Origin of the sequence: Streptomyces virginiae, assembly GCF_000720455.1 — a bacterium.
In the GTDB taxonomy this organism is placed as follows: Bacteria; Actinomycetota; Actinomycetes; order Streptomycetales; family Streptomycetaceae; genus Streptomyces; species Streptomyces virginiae.
On sequence record NZ_JOAK01000015.1, the window covers coordinates 15,250 to 36,180 of the forward strand.

Consider the following 20,931-nt stretch of genomic DNA (forward strand, 5'->3'; position numbering starts at 1 on the left):
CGGGCGCCCAAAGGAGTCAGAAACACATGAAGACGATCGACGAACTGCTCGCCGAAGGCGTCAAGGGCAAGCGGGTCTTCGTACGCGCGGACCTCAACGTTCCGCTCGCCGAGGGCACGATCACCGACGACGGCCGCATCCGCGCCGTCCAGCCCACGATCGCGAAGCTCGCCGAAGCCGGCGCCCGCGTCGTCGTGGCCTCGCACCTCGGCCGCCCCAAGGGCGCCCCGGAGCCGGCCTTCTCGCTCGCGCCGGCCGCCGCGCGCCTCGGTGAACTGCTGGGCGCGGACGTCGCGTTCGCCACCGACACCGTGGGTTCCTCCGCCAAGGAGACCGTCGCCGCCCTCACCGACGGCCAGGTGGCCGTCATCGAGAACCTCCGCTTCAACGCCGGCGAGACCTCGAAGGACGACGCCGAGCGCGGCGCCTTCGCGGACCAGCTCGCGGAGCTCGCCGACATCTACGTCGGCGACGGCTTCGGCGCCGTCCACCGCAAGCACGCCTCGGTCTTCGACCTGCCCGCGCGGCTCCCGCACGCGGCCGGCCAGCTCATCGCCACCGAGGTCGGCGTCCTGAAGAAGCTGACGGACGAGGTCAAGCGCCCCTACGTCGTGGTCCTCGGCGGCGCCAAGGTCTCCGACAAGCTCGCCGTCATCGACGAGCTGCTCGGCAAGGCCGACCGCCTCCTGATCGGCGGCGGCATGGCCTACACCTTCCTCTACGCCAAGGGCCACGAGGTCGGCATCTCCCTGCTCCAGAAGGACCAGGTCGAAAAGGTCAAGGAGTACATGGCCCGGGCCGAGTCCACCGGCGTCGAGCTGGTCCTGCCGGTCGACATCCTGGCCTCGTCGGAATTCCCCGACCTGAAGACCAAGGCCCCGGCCGACCACATCACCGTCGACGCGGACAAGATCCCCGCCGACAAGGAGGGTCTGGACATCGGTCCGAAGACCCGTGAGCTGTACGCCTCGAAGATCGCCGACGCGGCCACCGTCTTCTGGAACGGCCCCCTGGGCGTCTTCGAGCACCCCGACTACGCCGGCGGCACCCGCGCGATCGCGCAGGCTCTCGTCGACAGCGACGCCTTCACCGTGGTCGGCGGTGGCGACAGTGCCGCCGCGGTCCGCACGCTCGGCTTCGACGAGAACGCTTTCGGCCACATTTCTACCGGCGGCGGCGCCTCCCTCGAGTACCTCGAGGGCAAGACGCTCCCCGGCCTCGCCGCCCTGGAGGGCTGAACCCGTATGACCACCCGCACCCCGCTCATGGCGGGCAACTGGAAGATGAACCTCAACCACCTCGAGGCCATCGCCCACGTCCAGAAGCTCGCCTTCGCGCTCGCCGACAAGGACTACGACGCCGTCGAGGTCGCGGTCCTGCCGCCCTTCGTCGACCTGCGCTCCGTCCAGACCCTGGTCGACGGCGACAAGCTGAAGATCAAGTACGGCGCCCAGGACATCTCCGCGCACGACTCCGGCGCCTACACCGGTGAGATCTCCGGCCCGATGCTGTCGAAGCTGCGGTGCACGTACGTGGCCGTCGGCCACAGCGAGCGCCGTCAGTACCACGGCGAGACCGACGAGATCTGCAACGCCAAGGTCAAGGCCGCCTTCAAGCACGGGATCACCCCGATCCTGTGCGTCGGCGAGGGCCTGGACATCCGCAAGGCCGGCCAGCAGGTCCCGTACACGCTCGCCCAGCTCGACGGCGGCCTGGCGGACGTCCCGGCCGAGCAGGTCGAGTCCATCGTGATCGCCTACGAGCCCGTCTGGGCCATCGGGACCGGCGAGGTCGCCACCCCCGAGGACGCCCAGGAGGTCTGCGGAGCCATCCGCGGCCGCCTCGCGGAGCTGTACTCGCAGGAGCTGGCCGACAAGGTCCGCATCCAGTACGGCGGCTCCGTGAAGTCCGGGAACATCGCGGCGATCATGGCGCAGCCCGACGTCGACGGCGCCCTGATCGGCGGCGCGGCGCTCGACGCGGACGAGTTCGTCAAGATCGTCCGCTTCCGCGACCAGTGAGTATGCGGTAGGGCCGATCCGTCGTACCCTTGCGGGGGCCAGAGGCTGAACCACCAGCCGCTGGCCCCCGCGCACATCTCGCAAAGCCGGAAAGCCTGAAAAAGCCAGAAAGTAGGAATCAGCCGTGATTATGGGGTTCTCGATCGCCCTGATCGTCTTCAGCGCCCTGCTGATGCTGCTCGTGCTGATGCACAAGGGCAAGGGCGGCGGCCTCTCCGACATGTTCGGCGGCGGCATGCAGTCGTCGGTCGGCGGCTCCTCCGTCGCGGAGCGGAACCTGGACCGCATCACCGTCGTGGTGGGTCTGCTCTGGTTCGCGTGCATCGTCGCGCTCGGCCTCGTGATGAAGTCGGGCAGCTGACCGTTCTCGCCATTCCGGCAGTCCGGTCGGCATTGCCCGGCCTATCATGAGGCAGGCGTTCACAGCGCGGAATCAGTAACTCCGCTCAGTGGACGTGCGTTGGGCCTTACGTAGACTTGGGCGCTCCGCGGCGGAATTTCCACTCACACTCCGCGGCACCATCACGCAGGGAGTTACGACCGTGGCAAGTGGCAACGCGATCCGTGGTAGCCGGGTCGGAGCGGGGCCGATGGGTGAGGCAGAGCGCGGCGAGTCCGCGCCCCGCCTGCGCATCTCCTTCTGGTGCTCGAACGGGCACGAGACGCAGCCGAGCTTCGCCAGCGACGCGCAGGTGCCGGACAACTGGGACTGCCCGCGCTGCGGGTTCCCGGCCGGCCAGGACCGGGACAACCCGCCCGCGCCGCCGCGCACCGAACCGTACAAGACGCACCTGGCGTACGTGCGGGAGCGACGCTCCGACGCCGACGGCGAGGCGATCCTCGCCGAGGCGCTCGCCAAGCTCCGGGGCGAGATCTGACCCCGCCCGGCGAATGTGACGTGAGGCCCGGCCCCGCAGGAATCTCTCCTGCGGGGCCGGGCCTCTTTGTGTGCGTTGCGCCGCTTGTGATCCCTTAAGTTGGTGAACGGCGGGGCACGACAGGACGGAAGAAACGGGTTGATGTCCGAGATGAACACAGAGAGCAGGGCGAAGCTCAACCGGACGCCGGAGTGGCTGGCACTCGGCAAGCACCGGGAGGAGTTCGGGCACACGCACCTGCGGCAGCTGTTCGAGGAGAACCCCGGCCGCGGCGCCGGTTACACCCTGCAGGTCGGCGACCTGCACATCGACTACTCCAAGCACCTCGTCACCGACGAGACGCTGGAGCTGCTGCGCGAACTGGCGGCGGCGACGGGCGTCGCCGAACTGCGCGAGGCCATGTTCCGCGGCGAGAAGATCAACACGACCGAGGACCGGGCGGTCCTGCACACCGCGCTGCGCGCACCGGCCGACACCGTCGTCGAGGTGGACGGCGAGGACGTCGTCCCCGGCGTGCACGCCGTCCTCGACAAGATGGCGGCCTTCTCCGAGCAGATCAGGTCGGGGAAGTGGACCGGCTTCACCGGCAAGCGCATCAGGAACGTCGTCAACATCGGCATCGGCGGCTCCGACCTGGGTCCCGCCATGGCCTACGAGGCCCTGCGCGCCTTCGCCGACCGCGGCCTGACCGTGCGCTTCGTGTCCAACGTCGACGGCGCGGACCTGCACGAGGCCGTGCGCGACCTGGACCCGGCCGAGACGCTGTTCATCATCGCCTCCAAGACCTTCACCACCATCGAGACCATCACGAACGCCACGTCGGCGCGCGGCTGGCTGCTCGCGGGACTGGGCGGCGACCAGGCCGCCGTGGCACGGCACTTCGTGGCGCTGTCGACCAACGCGGAGAAGGTCACCGAGTTCGGCATCGACCCGGCCAACATGTTCGAGTTCTGGGACTGGGTCGGCGGGCGCTACTCCTTCGACTCGGCCATCGGGCTCTCCCTGATGATCGCGATCGGCCCGGGCGCCTTCCACGACCTGCTCGCCGGATTCCACCTGATGGACCAGCACTTCCGCACGGCACCCGCCGAGGAGAACGCCCCGCTGCTGATGGGCCTGTTGGGGATCTGGTACGGCGCCTTCTTCGACGCGCAGTCGCACGCGGTGCTCCCGTACAGCCACTACCTCTCGCGCTTCACCGCCTACCTGCAGCAGCTGGACATGGAGTCCAACGGCAAGTCCGTGGACCGCGACGGCGACCCGGTGGAGTGGCAGACCGGCCCGGTGGTGTGGGGCACCCCCGGCACCAACGGCCAGCACGCCTACTACCAGCTCATCCACCAGGGCACGAAGGTCATCCCCGCGGACTTCATCGGCTTCGCGAACCCGGTGGCCGAGCTGGAAGCGGCCCCGGCGGCCCAGCACGACCTGCTGATGGCCAACTTCTTCGCGCAGACCCAGGCACTGGCCTTCGGCAAGACGGCCGACGAGGTCCGCGCGGAAGGCGCTCCGGAATCGCTGGTACCGCACAAGACCTTCCACGGCAACCACCCGACGACCACCATCCTGGCCACGGAACTCACCCCCGGAGTGCTGGGCCAGCTGATCGCGCTGTACGAGCACAAGGTGTTCGTCCAGGGCGCCGTGTGGAACATCGACTCCTTCGACCAGTGGGGCGTCGAGCTCGGCAAGGTTCTCGCCAAGCGCATCGAGCCGGCCCTGACCGAAGGCGCGGACGTGCCCGGTTTGGACGCCTCGACGCAGGCGCTGGTGACCACCTACCGCAAGCTGCGCGGACGCGGCTGACCCGTGCGCGAAGGGCCCGCTCTCCCGGAGGAGGGCGGGCCCTTCGCGTCGGTCTCCGTCGGGCGGACCGTCAGGAGTCAGGAGGAGGCCGGGGGGTACATCCCGGACGGCAGCTTGGCCGCGGCCGCACGGTCCAGGAGCCACAGGGTGCGCGAGCGCCCGTACGCCTCCGCGGCCGGCGCCTGCACCCCGCCCGCCCCGCCCAGGGCGATGGAGACCGCTCCGGCCTTGTCCTCGCCGGCCGCCAGCAGCCAGACCTCGCGGGCCGCCCGGATGGCGGGGAGGGTCAGCGAGATCCGGGTCGGCGGGGGCTTGGGGGCGCCGTGCACGCCGACCACCGTACGGTCGGTCTCCCGGGCCGCCGGGTGCTCGGGGAACAGCGAGGCCACGTGCGTGTCCGGGCCGACGCCCAGCATCAGCACGTCGAAGGTGGGGACCGGACCGTGGTCCTCCGGACCGGCCGCCGCGGCCAGCTCGGCCGCGTAGGCGGCGGCCGCCGCGTCCACGTCGGCGCCGTACGGGCCGTCCGAGGCCGGCATGGCGTGCACGCGGGCGGGGTCGACCGGGACGGAGTCCAGAAGGGCCTCGCGGGCCTGGGTGTGGTTGCGCTCGGGGTCGTCGGCGGGCACGTACCGCTCGTCGCCCCACCACAGGTCGAGCCGCTGCCAGTCGATCGCGTCGCGGGCCGGGGCGGTGGCCAGTGCGGCCAGGAGGCCGTTGCCGTTGCGTCCGCCGGTGAGGACCACGGACGCGGTGCCGCGGGCCGTCTGGGCGTCCACGATCTTCGTGATGAGCCGGGCCGCGGTGGCCTGGGCCATCAGTTCCTTGTCCCGGTGGACGACGACCTGAGGAGTCGTCATACCCATGTGCTGCCGCCTTCTGTGTAGTTCAGGGGGTGCGGTTCCGCGGGTGCGCTGCGCGGAGCCTTTTCCCCGCCCCGCCCTTTCGCCGTTTCCTGGGGCTCCGCCCCAGACCCCGCGCCTCAAACGCCGGCGAGGCTGGATCTACCAGCCCGTCCGGCGTTTGAGGACCGGGGCCCGGGGCGGAGCCCCGGTTTCGGGAAGGGGCGGGGCGGGGAAGGGCTCCGCGCAGCGGATGCGCCTACTTGGCCGGGGCCTTCTTCGCCGGCTTTGCGGCCGGCTTGGCCGCCGGCTTCTCGGCCGGAGCCCCCTCTGCCGGAGCGTCGGACTCAGGCGCCGGCGAAGCCGCCGCCAGTTGCGACACGCCGTACTTCAGCGAGGCCGCGTACGTGTTGTCCGGGTCCAGCCGGCGCAGCTCCTCCGCCAGCAGCTCGGCCGTGTCGCGGCGCTTGAGCGCCACGTTCCGGTCGGGCTGTCCCGGCATGCACAGCGTGGCCAGCCCGCCGTCCGCCCTGTTCAGGACGATGTCGCCGTCCTTCGTCGCCAGGCGTACGGCCGTCAGACCCGGCCCCGACGACAGCGTGCGGCGGACGGGAACCTGCAGCCGGTCCGCCAGCCACATGGCCAGCAGTTCACAGCTCGGGTTGTCGTCCTCGCCCTCGACGGTCGCCGAGACGACCGTCAGGGCCTGCTGGTCCAGCGCCGCCGCCAGCATGGAGCGCCACGGGGTGATCCGGGTCCACGCCAGATCCGTGTCCCCGGGTGCGTACGCGCCCGCCCGGGCGCCGAGCGTCCCGACCGGGTTCTCGCAGGAGTACGTGTCCGTGATGCGGCGCTGCCCGAGCGCACCCAGCGGATCGCCCGCCAGGTCCGTGGGAGCACCGTCCGGCCACCAGACGACCACAGGCGCATCCGGAAGGAGCAGCGGGAGAACCACCGACTGGGCGTGGTCGACCAGTTCGCCGTGAAGGCGCAGCACGACCGTCTCACCGCTGCCCGCGTCCGCCCCGACGCGGACTTCCGCGTCGAGCCGGGCGTCACGGCGGCTGCGCGGCGAGCGGCTGGCCCGCTTGATGACGACGACGATCCGCGAGGGGTGTTCGTGGGACGCGTCGTTCGCCGACTTGAGCGCGTCGTACGCGTTCTCCTCGTCGGTCACGATCACCAGCGTGAGGACCATGCCGACGGCCGGCGTGCCGATGTCCCGGCGTGCCTGCACCATCGCGGCATTGATCTTGCTGGAGTTGGTCTCCGTGAGGTCGATCTTCATGGCCGGCGCCAGCTCCGTCCGTCTCGTGCGAGCATCTCGTCCGCCTCGACCGGCCCCCAGGTGCCCGACGGGTACTGCGCGGGCTTGCCGTGCTTGTCCCAGTACTCCTCGATCGGGTCGAGGATGTTCCAGGACAGCTCCACTTCCTGGTGACGGGGGAAGAGGTTCGCGTCGCCGAGGAGCACGTCGAGGATGAGCCGCTCGTACGCCTCGGGGCTCGACTCCGTGAAGGACTCGCCGTAGGCGAAGTCCATCGTGACGTCCCGGACCTCCATGGAGGTGCCCGGAACCTTGGAACCGAAGCGCACCGTCACGCCCTCGTCCGGCTGGACCCGGATGACCAGGGCGTTCTGCCCCAGCTCCTCGGTCGCGCCCGACTCGAAGGGCAGGTACGGGGCCCGCTTGAAGACCACCGCGATCTCCGTCACCCGGCGGCCCAGGCGCTTGCCCGTCCGCAGGTAGAAGGGGACGCCCGCCCAGCGGCGGTTGTTGATCTCCAGGCGGATGGCCGCGTAGGTGTCGGTCTTCGACTTGGGGTCGATGCCGTCCTCTTCGAGGTACCCGACGACCTTCTCGCCACCCTGCCAGGCCGCCGCGTACTGGCCGCGCACGGTGTGCTTGCCCAGGTCCTCCGGCAGCTGCACCGCGGTCAGGACCTTCAGCTTCTCCGCCACGAGCGCCTTGGGGTGGAAGGAGCCGGGCTCCTCCATCGCGGTCAGCGCGAGCAGCTGCAGCAGGTGGTTCTGGATGACGTCACGGGCCGCGCCGATGCCGTCGTAGTAGCCCGCGCGGCCGCCGATGCCGATGTCCTCGGCCATGGTGATCTGCACGTGGTCGACGTACGACCGGTTCCAGATCGGCTCGAACATGGTGTTGGCGAATCGGAGCGCCAGGATGTTCTGGACGGTCTCCTTGCCGAGGTAGTGGTCGATCCGGAAGACCTCGTCACGCGGGAAGACCTCGTGGACGACCTTGTTGAGCTCCTCGGCGCTCTTCAGGTCGTGGCCGAAGGGCTTCTCGATGACGGCACGCCGCCAGGAGCCCTCCTTCTGCGCCAGACCGTGGTCCTTGAGCTGCTGGACCACCTTGGGGAAGAACTTCGGCGGGACGGACAGGTAGAAGGCGAAGTTGCCTCCCGTGCCCTGCGCCTTGTCGAGCTCGTCGATCGTCGCCTTCAGCGTCTCGAAGGCGGCGTCGTCGTCGAAGTCGCCCTGGACGAAGCGGCAGCCCTGCACCAGCTGCTGCCAGACCTCCTCACGGAAGGGGGTGCGCGAGTGCTCCTTGACCGCCTCGTACACCTCCTGGGCGAAGTCCTCGTGCTCCCACTCCCTGCGGGCGAACCCGATGAGGGAGAAGCCCGGCGGGAGCAGGCCGCGGTTGGCCAGGTCGTAGACGGCAGGCATCAGCTTCTTGCGCGACAGGTCACCCGTAACGCCGAAAATGACCAGGCCGGACGGCCCCGCGATGCGCGGGAGCCGCCGGTCCTGTGCGTCACGAAGCGGGTTCGCTCCGTTTACAGACAAGGTGTTCAGGCCTCCGTGGGGGCGAGGCGCTCAAGCTCCGCCTCGGTCGACTTCAGCAGGTCGTTCCAGGACGCCTCGAACTTCTCGACGCCCTCGTCTTCCAGCAGCTGAACGACATCGTCGTACGAGATGCCCAGCTTCGCGACCGCGTCGAGCTCGGCGCGGGCCTGGCCGTAGGTGCCGCGGACGGTGTCACCGGTGATCTGGCCGTGGTCCGCGGTGGCCTCCAGGGTGGCCTCCGGCATGGTGTTCACCGTGTTCGGGGCGACCAGGTCGTCCACGTACAGGGTGTCCTTGTACGCCGGGTCCTTGACGCCCGTCGAGGCCCACAGCGCACGCTGCTTGTTGGCTCCGGCGCGCTCCAGGGCGGTCCAGCGGTCCGAGGAGAAGACCTCCTCGTAGGCCTCGTAGGCCAGACGGGCGTTGGCGAGCGCCGCCTTGCCCTTGAGGGCCTTCGCCTCGTCGGTGCCGACGGCGTCCAGGCGCTTGTCGATCTCGCTGTCCACGCGGGACACGAAGAAGGAGGCGACCGAGTGGATCAGGGAGAGGTCCAGGCCGGAGGCCTTGGCCTTCTCCAGACCCGCCAGGTACGCGTCCATGACCTCGCGGTAGCGCTCCAGCGAGAAGATCAGCGTGACGTTGACGCTGATGCCCTTGCCGATGACCTCGGTGATCGCCGGCAGGCCGGCCTTGGTCGCCGGGATCTTGATGAGCGTGTTCGGGCGGTCCACCAGCCAGGCGAGCTGCTTGGCCTCGGCGACGGTCGCCGCGGTGTCGTGGGCCAGACGGGGGTCGACCTCGATGGAGACACGGCCGTCCTGGCCGTCGGTGCGGTCGTAGACCGGGCGCAGGATGTCGGCGGCGTCCCTGACGTCCGCCGTCGTGATCATGCGCAGGGCCTCTTCCACGGTGACCTTGCGGGTCGCGAGGTCGGTGAGCTGCTGCTCGTAGCCCTCGCCGCCGCTGATCGCCTTCTGGAAGATCGCCGGGTTGGTGGTGACACCGACCACGTGCGACTGGTCGATGAGCTCGGCCAGGTTGCCGGACGTGATGCGCTTGCGGGACAGGTCGTCCAGCCAGATCGCGACGCCTTCGTCGGAGAGGCGCTTGAGTGCGTCTGTCATGGGATTACATCTCCTACTTGGTTGCGTGCGGCGTCAGCGCGCGGCGGCGGCGAGGGATTCCTGGGCGGCGGCCACCACGTTCTCGGGGGTGAAGCCGAACTCGCGGAAGAGCACCTTCGCGTCGGCGGAGGCACCGAAGTGCTCCAGCGACACGATCCGGCCGGCGTCGCCGACGTAGCGGTGCCAGGTCAGGCCGATGCCCGCCTCGACCGCGACGCGCGCCTTGACCGACGGCGGCAGGACGCTGTCCTTGTACTCCTGGCCCTGCTCCTCGAACCACTCGACCGACGGCATCGAGACGACCCGGGTCGGGACGCCCTGGGCCTGGAGCTGCTCGCGGGCCTCGACGGCCACGTGCACCTCGGAGCCGGTGCCGATGAGGACGACCTGCGCCGGGCCGCCCTCGGCCTCGAACAGGACGTACCCGCCCTTGGCGGCGGCCTCGTTGCGCTCGTAGGTCGGCACGCCCTGGCGGGTCAGCGCGAGGCCGTGCGGGGCACCCTTGCCGAAGACCTTGGTGTGGCGGCGCAGGATCTCGCGCCAGGCGATGGCGGTCTCGTTCGCGTCGGCCGGGCGGACGATGTTCAGGCCCGGGATGGCGCGCAGCGAGGCGAGGTGCTCGACCGGCTGGTGGGTCGGGCCGTCCTCGCCGAGGCCGATGGAGTCGTGCGTCCACACGTAGGTCACCGGCAGGTGCATCAGCGCGGACAGGCGCACGGCGTTGCGCATGTAGTCGGAGAACACCAGGAAGGTGCCGCCGTAGATGCGGGTGTGGCCGTGCAGCGCGATGCCGTTCATGGCCGCGGCCATGGCGTGCTCGCGGATGCCGAAGTGGATGGTGCGGCCGTACGGGTCCGCTTCCGGCAGCGGGTTGCCCACCGGCAGGAACGAGGAGTCCTTGTCGATGGTGGTGTTGTTGGAGCCGGCCAGGTCGGCCGAGCCGCCCCACAGCTCCGGGATGACCGCGCCGAGCGCCTGCAGGACCTTGCCGGACGCGGCGCGGGTGGCGACGCCCTTACCGGTCTCGAAGACGGGGAGCTCGTCCTCCCACCCCGCGGGCAGCTCGTTGGCGTTGACGCGGTCGAACTCGGCGGCGCGCTCGGGGTTGGCGGTGCGCCAGGCGGAGAAGTCCTTCTCCCAGGCGGCCTTGGCCTCGCGGCCGCGGTCCAGGGCCTTGCGGGTGTGGGCGATGACCTCGTCGGAGACCTCGAAGGTCTGCTCCGGGTCGAAGCCGAGCACGCGCTTGGTGGCCGCGACCTCGTCGTCGCCGAGCGCCGAGCCGTGGGCGGCCTCGGTGTTCTGGGCGTGCGGGGCGGGCCAGGCGATGATCGAGCGGGCCGCGATGAAGGACGGGCGGTCCGTGACGGCCTTGGCGGCCTGGAGCGCGGCGAAGAGCGCCTTCGGGTCGAGGTCGCCGTTCTCCTGCTGCTCGACGCGCTGGACGTGCCAGCCGTACGCCTCGTAGCGCTTGAGGGTGTCCTCGGAGACGGCGGTCTCCGTGTCACCCTCGATGGAGATGTGGTTGTCGTCCCACAGCAGGACCAGGTTGCCCAGCTTCTGGTGGCCGGCCAGTGCGGACGCCTCGTGGGAGATGCCCTCCTGGAGGCAGCCGTCGCCCGCGATCGCGTAGACCATGTGGTCGAACGGGGAGGTGCCCGGGGCGGCCTGCGGGTCGAAGAGACCGCGCTCGTAGCGGGCGGCCATGGCCATGCCCACCGCGTTGGCGACACCCTGGCCGAGGGGGCCGGTGGTGGTCTCGACGCCGATCGTGTGGCCGTACTCCGGGTGGCCCGGGGTCTTGGAGCCCCAGGTGCGGAACGACTTCAGGTCGTCCAGTTCCAGCCCGAACCCGCCCAGGTACAGCTGGGTGTAGAGGGTCAGGGACGAGTGCCCCGCGGAGAGCACGAAACGGTCGCGGCCCACCCACTCGGGGTCCGCCGGGTCGTGCCGCATCACCTTCTGGAAGAGGGTGTAGGCGGCGGGGGCCAGGCTCATCGCCGTACCGGGGTGGCCGTTTCCGACCTTCTGGACCGCGTCAGCGGCCAGGATCCGGGCGGTGTCGACGGCCCGCTGGTCCAGTTCGGTCCACTCGAGCTCTGTGGTGGTCGGCTTGGTGCTCACCGTGGGTCAGGGCTCCTCTCCACATGTTTGTATCCCGGTGACGAACGGTGCACCGGCGATTCCGAGCCTACCCCCGCAACGGCGTGCAGCTATTCGAGTGCAGGCGGTCCGTCACCGCGCCGCCGGCCCGCGTTCACCCGGCCACGGGGGCGCGGGCGGTCTCGTCCCCCGTATGTATGCACGGTCCGATCGGCTCAACACGAGGCGACCCCGGCGCGGGGCGACGTAAGCGCAACGTCTACAGTGGCGTGGTACGCGCAAGCCTTAACCGGGCCTTCATGTTGTGAACGGCCCGAGTCGGAGCTTGCTGGATTCTCTCTCAGGGGTGTGCGTGACGGCCGTCGAATCCCGTCCAGCGGGGGTGCTCGGGACGAGCCCCGGTCACCGGCCGTTCGGGACCCGCGTCATGGCTTTCGTGGCATTGACCAAGCCGCGGATCATCGAACTTCTGCTGATCACCACAGTGCCGGTGATGTTCCTCGCGGAGCAGGGCGTTCCGTCGCTGTGGCTGGTCCTGGTGACCTGCGTCGGCGGATACCTGTCCGCGGGCGGCGCGAACGCGCTGAACATGTACATCGACCGCGACATCGACGCGCTGATGGACCGCACCTCGCAGCGCCCGCTGGTGACCGGCATGGTCAGCCCGCGGGAATGCCTGGTCTTCGGCATCACGCTGGGCGTGGTCTCCACCTTGTTCTTCGGGCTGCTCGTCAACTGGCTGTCGGCGGCGCTGTCCCTCGGGGCGCTCCTCTTCTACGTCGTCGTCTACACGATGCTGCTGAAGCGGCGCACGACCCAGAACATCGTCTGGGGCGGCATCGCGGGCTGCCTGCCGGTGCTCATCGGCTGGTCCGCCGTCCGCAACGAGGTCTCCTGGGCCGCGGTCATCCTCTTCCTCGTCATCTTCTTCTGGACGCCGCCGCACTACTGGCCGCTGTCGATGAAGGTGGCCGACGACTACGCGCGCGTCGGGGTGCCGATGCTCCCCGTCGTCGCGGGCAACAAGGTCGTGGCGCGCCAGATCGTGCTCTACAGCTGGGTGATGGTCGGCGTCTCGCTGCTGCTGACCCCGCTGGGGTACACCGGCTGGTTCTACACCTCGGTCGCGCTGCTGGCCGGCGGCTGGTGGCTGTGGGAGGCGCACGCGCTGCACGCGCGGGCCAAGTCGGGCGTGACGGGCGCGAAGCTCAAGGAGATGCGCCTGTTCCACTGGTCGATCACCTATGTGTCGCTGCTGTTCGTGGCGGTGGCCGTGGATCCCTTCCTCCGTTGATTACTCGCCGGTAGCATGGCTTCCATGGGAGACACCGCAGACAGCGCGGCCGCCGCAGGCGCCGCGGACAAGAAGCAGGACCGTACGGCCGCGAAGCTGGCCAAGCAGATCGGCGCCTTCGCCAAGCAGCACGGCGGCGCCGAGGGCCAGCTCGCCCACATCGGCCAGGCCGGCACCCGCATCGTGCTCGTGGGCACGGACGGTGGCTGGGGCGACCTGGTGGCCCCGACCTTCGCGGTGGCGCAGCTCGCCGCGGAGAAGGCCGGGCTGACCCTCCACGAGGAGTTCGACGGGGAGTTCGCCGCGCGCGTGCGGACCGGCCCGTACGAGTGGTCCCGGATGGCGGGCATCCAGCTCGGCGGATCCGAGAACCCGGCGGCCTGACCGCCCCCGGACCGGCGTCCGGGGACCGGAGTGCGGGCTCGGTCAACAGCCCGAGCAACACCTCACACCCCGCTCACCCGTTAGGACGTGTGGAAGCGCCTTCCCCACGTCCGCAACGGGATGCCCGGATGATCGAAACGCCGCCCCTGGTGGACCAGTCCTGCCACGGGGTCCTCCGTACGGAGCTGGGCCTGGGCACCTTCGAGGCCCAGCTGATCCACTCGGCCGGCCCGCCCGCCGCGGGCACGACCTTCTTCGACACCCAGACCGGCTTCGCCGTCCGCCGGTGGTGTCCGCCGCTGCTGGGGCTGGAGCCGCACGCCGCCCCCGCCCGCTATCTGGCCAGGCGCCGCGAGCTGGGCCCGGCCGAGTCCGCGCGGCGGCTGCTGCGCGGGTCCGGGGTCGCCGCCTACCTGGTCGACACCGGTACGACCGGGACCGGGGACCTCACCGGCCCCAAGGACATGGCGCTCGCCGCCGACGCCGAGGCCTTCGAGACGGTCCGGCTGGAGTTACTGGCCGAACAGGTCGCCGACACCTCCGGGACGGTGGCCGCCTTCCTCGCCAATCTCGCCGAGGCCGTGCACCACGCCGCCGCCGGGGCCGCCGCCTTCTCCTGCGCCACGGGCCCCGCGGACGGCCCGCTCCTCGATCCCGATCCGCCCGGTCCGGGGGAGGTGCGCGGGGCGGCCGGACGGTGGCTGGCCGGGCGATCGCGCGGTGGGGCGCTACGGGACCCGGTACTCCTGCGGCACCTGCTCTGGAGCGCGGTGGCGTCCGGGCTGCCGCTCCAGCTGCACACGGGTACGGGGGATCCCTCGGCGCTGACCGGGTTCGTACGGGCCACGGCGGGGCCGGGCACGCGCCTGGTGCTGCTCGGCGGATATCCGCACCACCGGCACGCGGCGCGGCTCGCGGAGGCCTTCCCGCACGTCTACGCCGACGCGGGCGCGGGCCTCGGGCGGACGGGGGCGCGGGCCGCGGCGGTCCTGGCCGAGCTGCTGGAGCTCGCGCCGTTCGGGAAGCTGCTGTTCTCCAGCGGGGGACGCCGGCTGCCCGAACTGCACGCGGTGGGCGCCCTGGTGTTCCGGGAGGCACTGGCCCGGGTGCTGGGCGGCTGGGTCGCCGAGGGGTCCTGGTCCTGGCGGGACGCGAACCGGGTGGCGGCCATGGTCGCGGCGGGCAACGCCCGCCGCGTCTACCGGCTGGACCGGCCGTGAGGCCGGTCCGGGGGCCTGCGGCCCGGCCGGCTCAGACGGAGGAGAGCTGGGCGTCGCCCGGTGCGGGGATCCCCGCCTCGTCCGACGGCCGCTCGCGCAGGCTCAGGGTGAGCCGGAGCACCGCGATCCACACCAGGCAGGAGCCCAGCATGTGCACGGCGACGAGGACCTCGGGCACGTCGGTGAAGAACTGCACGTAGCCGATGCCGCCCTGGGCGAGCAGCACCAGAAGCAGGTCGCGGGCACGGGCCCGGGTGTCGACGGGGGCGTCGACGACGCGCAGCACCAGCCACATCGCGACGGCGAGCGCGCAGACCACCCAGGCGGCGATCGCGTGCACGTGCGCGGTCGCCTCCCAGTCGAACGGCATCCGCTTGATCTCGCTGCTGTCGCCGGCGTGCGGGCCGGAACCGGTGACCACCGTGCCCGCGGCGATCAGCACGAGGGTGGTGGTGATCAGCGCCCACGACAGCTTGCGGACCGGGCCGGGGACGCGCGGGCGGGGGGCGGTGTCGCCCTCGCCGACGCGCTGCCAGGTGACGGTCGTCACGGCGATCAGCGTGGTGGCGAGCAGGAAGTGCCCCGCCACGCTGTACGGGTTGAGGCCCGTCATGACGGTGATGCCGCCGAGCACGGCGTTGCACATCACGATGGCGAACTGGATCCAGCCGAGCTTCGTCAGCGAGCGGCGCCAGGGCTCGGCCGAGCGGGCCGCGACGATCACCCAGCCGACGGCGGCGCAGAGCACGTACGTCAGCATCCGGTTGCCGAATTCGACGGCGCCGTGGAAGCCCTGCTCCTGCGTCACGATCAGGCTGTCGTCGGTGCACTTGGGCCAGGTGTCGCAGCCGAGACCGGATCCGGTCAGCCGCACCGCGCCGCCGGTGACGACGATGGCCACGCTCATGAAGAGCGCGGCGAGCGCGGCCCGCCGGACGATCCGGGGTGACGGAGTCCAGCGGCTGGCGATGTATGCGAGGGGGTTCAACACGCCCCATATCGTAGGCGACCCCTTGTGCAAAGTTTCACGAGGGGGTGGGGGACGGTGCGTCGGGGCCGGCGAGCAGCCGGAACCGGGCTCCGGCGGGGTCGCCCTCCTCCTGCCACCACAGGAGGACGCGCCAATGCGCCGCGTCGCCCGGGTAGTCCGGCGAGCTCGTGAACCCGCGCACTAATTCGCCCGCTACGTCCTCCGCTGTCCGGTTCCTCACTTCTGTGGCGCTGTGCCAGGGATGGGGGAGTGCGTTCCACAGTCCCTCAGGGCCTCGGACGTCGAAGCGCCACACCGCGAGCCACGGCGTGACCTCCAGCATCGTGCGCACCTGTTCGGCGTCGAGGTGCAGCCGGGCCGCGATCTCGGGCTCCGCCACCGACCGGATGCGGGCGGCCACCACGGCCCGGGGCAGCAGCCGTTCGGGCAGCAGCCCCCGGGTGCGCAGGCCGACCAGTTCGTCGAAGGCCAGGTAGCGCAGACGCAGTTCCAGCTGGCGGCCGATGTGGTCGAGGGCCTCCTCGGCGGCCTCGGCCTGCTCCGCGCCGGGGTCCGCCAGGAGCAGCTGCCGGAAGTCGGACTCCGCGTCCACGGCCCAGGCCACCGCGTCCTCGGTGGAGCCCAGCTCGGCGAGGCGGTCCCCGAGGAACACCTTGGCCTGGGCGAGGCCGCGCCGGTTGACCGGATCGGCCTGGTCCAGTCCCGCCCACACCTCCACCGCGGTACGGGTCAGATCGCGGGCCCGCTCACCGGCGGCCCGCTCCATGGCGCTCGGGCCGTCGCCGGCGGCCGGACCCAGCGGGTGCCTGGGCAGCCGGTCCGCGTCGCTCAGCGGCCAGGCCAGCCACACCCCGTGGTTGATCAGCCCGCGGGCGTACCAGCGGGCGTACTCCGGGGTGTGCCGGGCGGCGCGTTCGGAGCTGCGCAGGCCCTCCTCGATGGTGGCGAGGGCGCCCGCGCGGTCCCCCGCGGCGAACCGCAGGGCGGCCCGGTCGGCGAGGCGCAGCCCGAGCAGGGCGGTGCACTCGGGGTCGTCCGGGAGCGTGCGCAGGGCGCCGATCAGCTCGTCCAGGAGCCCCTCGCGCGCCGTCGGATCCGTCCCCGCGGCCCCCGCCCGCACCCGCGCCCATTGGTCGTCCAGCCGAAGAACGGCCTCCCGCTGCACCATGTCCGCCCCCCGGCTTCATGTGTGGAGGCGCCCATCCTCCCGGCTGCGGCGCCGCGAGGGAAAGGGTTTCATTCCCAGCGGAAGAGCCGCGCGGCGGCGCCCAGACCGAGTACGGACCAGGCCGTCAGGACGGCCGCGTCACCCCACGGCAGCACGGCCCCGTTGCGGAGCACCTCGCGCAGCCCGTCGGACAGGGCCGAGATCGGCAGCAGTCCCAGGACGGACTGCGCCGCCTCGGGGAACTTGTCGAGGGGCACGATCACCCCGCCGCCGACCAGCAGCAGCAGGAAGACCAGGTTGGCGGCGGCCAGCGTGGCCTCGGCCTTGAGCGTGCCCGCCATCAGCAGGCCGAGCCCGGAGAAGGCGGCGGTGCCCAGCAGCACCAGCACGGCGACCGACAGCGGATCGCCCTGCGGGGACCAGCCCAGGGCGAGGGCGATCACCGTCAGCAGGGCGATCTGCAGCACCTCGGTGACCAGCACCGAGAGGGTCTTGGCGGCCATCAGCGCCCAGCGCGGCAGCGGGGAGGCCCCGAGTCGCTTGAGCACCCCGTAGCGGCGGTCGAAGCCGGTGGCGATGGCCTGGCCGGTGAAGGCGGTCGACATCACGGCGAGCGCCAGGATGCCGGGGGCGAGGAAGTCCACCGACTTCCCGGCGCCCGTGTCGACGATGTCGACGGCGGAGAACAGCACCAGGAGCAGCGCCGGGATGATCACGGTCAGGAGCAGCTGCTCGCCGTTGCGCAGCAGCATCCGCGTCTCCAGCGCCGTCTGGGCGAGGATCATGCGGGACACGGGCGCGGCCCCCGGGCGGGGGGCGAACGTACCGGCGCTCATGCGCGCAGCTCCTTACCGGTCAGTTCGAGGAAGACGTCTTCGAGGGTGTGCCGTTCCACCGCGAGGCTGTCCGGCATCACGCCGTTCTGCGCGCACCAGGAGGCGACGGTGGCCAGCAGCTGCGGGTCGACCTCGCCGGTCACCCGGTAGACGCCCGGGGCGACCTCGGCCGCCTGGGTGCCGTCGGGCAGGGCCTTCAGCAGCGAGGCGAGGTCCAGGGAGGGGCGGCCGGTGAAGCGCAGGGTGTTCTCGGCGCCGCCGCGGCACAGCTGCTCGGGGCTGCCGTGGGCGATGACCCGGCCCGCGTCCACGATGGCGACCTCGTCCGAGAGCTGCTCGGCCTCGTCCATGTGGTGGGTGGTGAGGACGACGGTGACCCCGTCGGCGCGCAGTTCCCGTACGAGGTCCCAGGTGGCGCGGCGGGCCTGCGGGTCGAGGCCGGCGGTGGGCTCGTCGAGGAAGACCAGCTCGGGGCGGCCCACGACGGCCATGGCCAGGGCGAGGCGCTGCTGCTGGCCGCCGGAGAGCCGTCGGTAGGGGGTGCGGCCGCAGCCGCCGAGTCCGAGGCGTTCCACCAGGGTGTCCGGATCGAGCGGGTCGGCGTACAGCTTGGCCATGTGGCGCAGCATCTCGACGGCGCGGGCCCCGGAGTACACGCCTCCGGACTGGAGCATCACGCCGATCCGCGGGCGCAGGGCCTCCGCCCGGGCGACCGGGTCGAGGCCGAGGACGCGGACGGTGCCGGCGTCGGGGCGGTGGTAGCCCTCGCAGGTCTCCACCGTGGTCGTCTTGCCCGCGCCGTTGGGACCGAGTACCGCGGTGACGGAGGCCCTGCGGACGGTGAGGTCCAGTCCGTCCACCGCGGTCTTGGCGCCGTACCGCTTCACCAGTCCGCGGATCTCCACGGCGGGGTCGTTGCTCATGGTGGGTGAGTCTACGGAGCCGCGGGGCGGGTCCCGGGTCCCGGGTCCTGAGGGCCGGTTTATTCGAACGCCCGGTCGCGGAATCGGCTTTTTTCAGTCCGGTGGTCCTGGGCGGCCCATCCGGTTTCGGTGATCTTTTATGGAACGCGGCGTTCGGGGCGCCAGGAGCGGCCGTGGGCGCATGAGTGCTGGTGGGGGCCGGGAATCCGGTGGGGCGGGGTGCTCGCAGGGTGAGTGGAATAAGTCCCTCCGAATAACTCTCCGTCGATAAATAAGGTAACCCTTAGTGATGGAGGCCACCAGGGGTGGCCTCCGTCACGGCTTGTCCGGGCTCGGTTAATTACGCAACAATGGCGTTGTGAAATACGGCGAACGGCAGAACGAGGCCCCCCAGGGGGAGCTCGCCACCGGGGAGCGGTCAACCCGCAACCGCGTGGCGCGCTCGATCCTGGACCACGGCCCGTCCACCGTCGCCGACCTCGCCCAGCGCCTCGGCCTCACCCAGGCCGCCGTCCGCCGCCACCTCGACACGCTCGTCGCCGACGACGTGGTCGAAGCCCGTGAGCAGCGCGTGTACGGAGCGCGGACCCGGGGTCGGCCCGCCAAGGTCTTCGCGCTCACCGACTGCGGCCGCGACGCCTTCGACCAGTCCTACGACAAGCTCGCCGCGGACGCCCTGCGCTGGATCGCGCAGTCCGTCGGCGGCGGCGAACAGGGCGAGGCGGCCGTCGCCGCCTTCGCCCGGTCGCGGATGGAATCGCAGGCGCAGGCCTACCGGGAAGCCGTCGAGGCGGCCGCCCCCGAGGGCCGCACGGAGGCCCTTGCCAAGGCGTTGACGCAGGACGGGTACGCTGCTACGGCGAAGAGCGCTCCCGGTCCGCACAGCGGTGAACAGCTCTGCCAGCACCACTGCCCGGTCGCCCACGTGGCCGAGCAGTTCCCGCAGCTCTGCGAGGCGGAGACCGAGGTCTTCTCGCGCCTGCTCGGGACGCACGTGCAGCGCCTCGCCACGATCGCCCATGGCGACGGAGTGTGCACGACGTTCATTCCGCGAAGCGCGGGCACCACACAGACCGACACATCAGTATCTGCAAGTACGGCCGGGAGGAACCCCGCATGACCACGGAGACCGCTCACCCTGAGCTCGATGGCCTGGGCACCTATGAATACGGCTGGGCCGACTCCGACGCGGCCGGTGCCGCTGCCAAGCGGGGTCTGTCCGAGGACGTCGTCCGCGACATCTCGGCGAAGAAGTCCGAGCCGGAGTGGATGCTGAACCTCCGCCTCAAGGGCCTCAAGCTCTTCGACAAGAAGCCCATGCCGATGTGGGGCTCCGACCTCTCGGGCATCGACTTCAACAACATCAAGTACTTCGTGCGCTCCACCGAGAAGCAGGCCGCTTCCTGGGAGGAACTGCCCGAGGACATCAAGAACACCTACGACAAGCTCGGCATCCCGGAGGCGGAGAAGCAGCGCCTCGTCGCCGGTGTCGCGGCCCAGTACGAGTCCGAGGTCGTCTACCACCAGATCCGCGAGGACCTGGAGGAGCAGGGCGTGATCTTCCTCGACACGGACACCGCGCTCAAGGAGCACCCGGAGCTCTTCCAGGAGTACTTCGGCACGGTCATCCCGGTCGGCGACAACAAGTTCGCCTCGCTGAACACCGCGGTGTGGTCCGGCGGCTCGTTCATCTACGTCCCCAAGGGTGTCCACGTGGACATCCCGCTCCAGGCCTACTTCCGTATCAACACGGAGAACATGGGCCAGTTCGAGCGGACGCTGATCATCGTCGACGAGGACGCCTACGTCCACTACGTCGAGGGCTGCACCGCCCCGATCTACTCCTCGGACTCGCTGCACAGCGCCGTCGTCGAGATCATCGTGAAGAAGGGCGGCCGCTGCCGCTACACGACGATCCAGAACTGGTCGAACAACGTCTACAACCTGGTCACCAAGCGCGCCGTGGCGTACGAGGGCGCGACCATGGAGTGGATCGACGGCAACATCGGCTCCAAGGTCACCATGAAGTACCCGGCCGTCTACCTGATGGGCGAGCACGCCAAGGGCGAGACCCTGTCCATCGCCTTCGCGGGCGAGGGCCAGCACCAGGACGCCGGCTCCAAGATGGTCCACATGGCGCCCAACACCTCCTCGAACATCGTCTCCAAGTCGGTGGCCCGTGGCGGTGGCCGCACCTCCTACCGCGGTCTGGTCGAGATCGGCGAGGGCGCAGCCGGCTCGAAGTCCAACGTCCTGTGCGACGCGCTGCTCGTGGACACCATCTCCCGCTCGGACACGTACCCGTACGTGGACGTCCGCGAGGACGACGTGACGATGGGCCACGAGGCCACCGTCTCCAAGGTCTCCGACGACCAGCTCTTCTACCTGATGCAGCGCGGCCTCACCGAGTTCGAGGCCATGGCCATGATCGTGCGCGGCTTCGTCGAGCCGATCGCGAAGGAGCTGCCCATGGAGTACGCGCTGGAGCTCAACCGGCTGATCGAGCTGCAGATGGAGGGCTCGGTCGGCTGAC

The 20,931-nt window shown here is 70.8% G+C and carries 19 protein-coding genes; 10 read left to right on the forward strand and 9 right to left on the reverse strand.

Annotation, left to right across the window (positions count from 1 at the left end; genetic code table 11):
* The first annotated feature begins 26 nt into the window (after positions 1-26).
* The 5 genes from IG86_RS0121760 to pgi all read left to right on the forward strand — a co-directional run bounded on the left by IG86_RS0121760 (position 27) and on the right by pgi (position 4,705).
* Entirely contained in the window at positions 27-1,238 is a 1,212-nt protein-coding gene (locus IG86_RS0121760; protein WP_030831290.1) for a phosphoglycerate kinase, read from the forward strand.
* A 6-nt stretch (positions 1,239-1,244) separates the two neighbouring features.
* A complete protein-coding gene (gene tpiA, locus IG86_RS0121765; RefSeq protein WP_030898876.1) occupies positions 1,245-2,021 on the forward strand; it encodes a triose-phosphate isomerase in 777 nt (258 codons plus the stop codon).
* 130 nt (positions 2,022-2,151) lie between these two features.
* Positions 2,152-2,382: a preprotein translocase subunit SecG gene (gene secG / locus IG86_RS0121770; RefSeq protein ID WP_030831296.1), complete on the forward strand. Its 231-nt coding sequence runs from the start codon at positions 2,152-2,154 to the stop codon at positions 2,380-2,382.
* Between the two features lie 181 nt (positions 2,383-2,563).
* Positions 2,564-2,899, forward strand: a complete 336-nt coding sequence (locus tag IG86_RS0121775; protein WP_073790820.1) for an RNA polymerase-binding protein RbpA — start codon at positions 2,564-2,566, stop codon at positions 2,897-2,899.
* A gap of 150 nt (positions 2,900-3,049) precedes the next feature.
* Complete coding sequence (gene pgi, locus IG86_RS0121780; protein WP_030831303.1) at positions 3,050-4,705, forward strand: glucose-6-phosphate isomerase; 1,656 nt, start codon at positions 3,050-3,052, stop codon at positions 4,703-4,705.
* 77 nt (positions 4,706-4,782) lie between these two features.
* On the opposite strand, the gene pgl is transcribed toward pgi, so the two are convergent.
* The 5 genes from pgl to tkt form a co-directional block, all read right to left on the reverse strand.
* On the reverse strand, positions 4,783-5,565 hold the full coding sequence (gene pgl / locus IG86_RS0121785; RefSeq protein WP_030831307.1) for a 6-phosphogluconolactonase: 783 nt from the start codon (positions 5,563-5,565) through the stop codon (positions 4,783-4,785).
* Between the two features lie 241 nt (positions 5,566-5,806).
* The gene (gene opcA / locus IG86_RS0121790) at positions 5,807-6,835 is read right to left on the reverse strand and encodes a glucose-6-phosphate dehydrogenase assembly protein OpcA (protein ID WP_030831310.1); all 1,029 of its coding nucleotides are present in this window, start codon (positions 6,833-6,835) and stop codon (positions 5,807-5,809) included.
* A complete protein-coding gene (gene zwf / locus IG86_RS0121795) occupies positions 6,832-8,358 on the reverse strand; it encodes a glucose-6-phosphate dehydrogenase (protein WP_030659957.1) in 1,527 nt (508 codons plus the stop codon). The genes opcA and zwf overlap by 4 nt, the downstream gene beginning before the upstream one ends.
* A 5-nt stretch (positions 8,359-8,363) precedes the next feature.
* Entirely contained in the window at positions 8,364-9,482 is a 1,119-nt protein-coding gene (gene tal / locus IG86_RS0121800; protein WP_030831313.1) for a transaldolase, read from the reverse strand.
* 33 nt (positions 9,483-9,515) lie between these two features.
* Positions 9,516-11,603 (reverse strand): transketolase, encoded by a 2,088-nt coding sequence (tkt, locus tag IG86_RS0121805; RefSeq protein ID WP_030831316.1) that lies wholly within the window; start codon positions 11,601-11,603, stop codon positions 9,516-9,518.
* A gap of 325 nt (positions 11,604-11,928) precedes the next feature.
* Between tkt and IG86_RS0121810 the strand changes: the two genes are divergently transcribed.
* The 3 genes from IG86_RS0121810 to IG86_RS0121820 all read left to right on the forward strand — a co-directional run bounded on the left by IG86_RS0121810 (position 11,929) and on the right by IG86_RS0121820 (position 14,480).
* Positions 11,929-12,876 carry a heme o synthase gene (locus IG86_RS0121810; protein ID WP_106981605.1) on the forward strand — a complete coding sequence of 316 codons (948 nt, stop codon included), beginning with the start codon at positions 11,929-11,931 and terminating at the stop codon, positions 12,874-12,876.
* 24 nt (positions 12,877-12,900) lie between these two features.
* Entirely contained in the window at positions 12,901-13,260 is a 360-nt protein-coding gene (locus IG86_RS0121815; RefSeq protein ID WP_030659949.1) for a hypothetical protein, read from the forward strand.
* Between the two features lie 128 nt (positions 13,261-13,388).
* Complete coding sequence (locus IG86_RS0121820; protein ID WP_030831320.1) at positions 13,389-14,480, forward strand: amidohydrolase family protein; 1,092 nt, start codon at positions 13,389-13,391, stop codon at positions 14,478-14,480.
* 31 nt (positions 14,481-14,511) lie between these two features.
* On the opposite strand, the gene IG86_RS0121825 is transcribed toward IG86_RS0121820, so the two are convergent.
* The 4 genes from IG86_RS0121825 to IG86_RS0121840 all read right to left on the reverse strand — a co-directional run bounded on the left by IG86_RS0121825 (position 14,512) and on the right by IG86_RS0121840 (position 18,398).
* A complete protein-coding gene (locus IG86_RS0121825; RefSeq protein ID WP_030831323.1) occupies positions 14,512-15,471 on the reverse strand; it encodes a COX15/CtaA family protein in 960 nt (319 codons plus the stop codon).
* 34 nt (positions 15,472-15,505) lie between these two features.
* Entirely contained in the window at positions 15,506-16,639 is a 1,134-nt protein-coding gene (locus IG86_RS0121830) for a hypothetical protein (RefSeq protein WP_051785321.1), read from the reverse strand.
* 68 nt (positions 16,640-16,707) lie between these two features.
* The gene (locus IG86_RS0121835; RefSeq protein WP_030831329.1) at positions 16,708-17,475 is read right to left on the reverse strand and encodes an ABC transporter permease; all 768 of its coding nucleotides are present in this window, start codon (positions 17,473-17,475) and stop codon (positions 16,708-16,710) included.
* Positions 17,472-18,398, reverse strand: coding sequence for an ABC transporter ATP-binding protein (locus tag IG86_RS0121840; RefSeq protein WP_030831332.1), 927 nt, complete (start codon positions 18,396-18,398; stop codon positions 17,472-17,474). The genes IG86_RS0121835 and IG86_RS0121840 overlap by 4 nt, the downstream gene beginning before the upstream one ends.
* Before the next feature lie 358 nt (positions 18,399-18,756).
* Here IG86_RS0121840 and IG86_RS0121845 point away from each other — a divergent pair, with 358 nt between their 5' ends.
* Complete coding sequence (locus IG86_RS0121845; RefSeq protein ID WP_030659938.1) at positions 18,757-19,518, forward strand: helix-turn-helix transcriptional regulator; 762 nt, start codon at positions 18,757-18,759, stop codon at positions 19,516-19,518.
* Positions 19,515-20,930: a Fe-S cluster assembly protein SufB gene (gene sufB, locus IG86_RS0121850; protein ID WP_030831337.1), complete on the forward strand. Its 1,416-nt coding sequence runs from the start codon at positions 19,515-19,517 to the stop codon at positions 20,928-20,930. Before IG86_RS0121845 ends, sufB begins: the two co-directional genes overlap by 4 nt.
* Position 20,931: the final 1 nt, after the last annotated feature.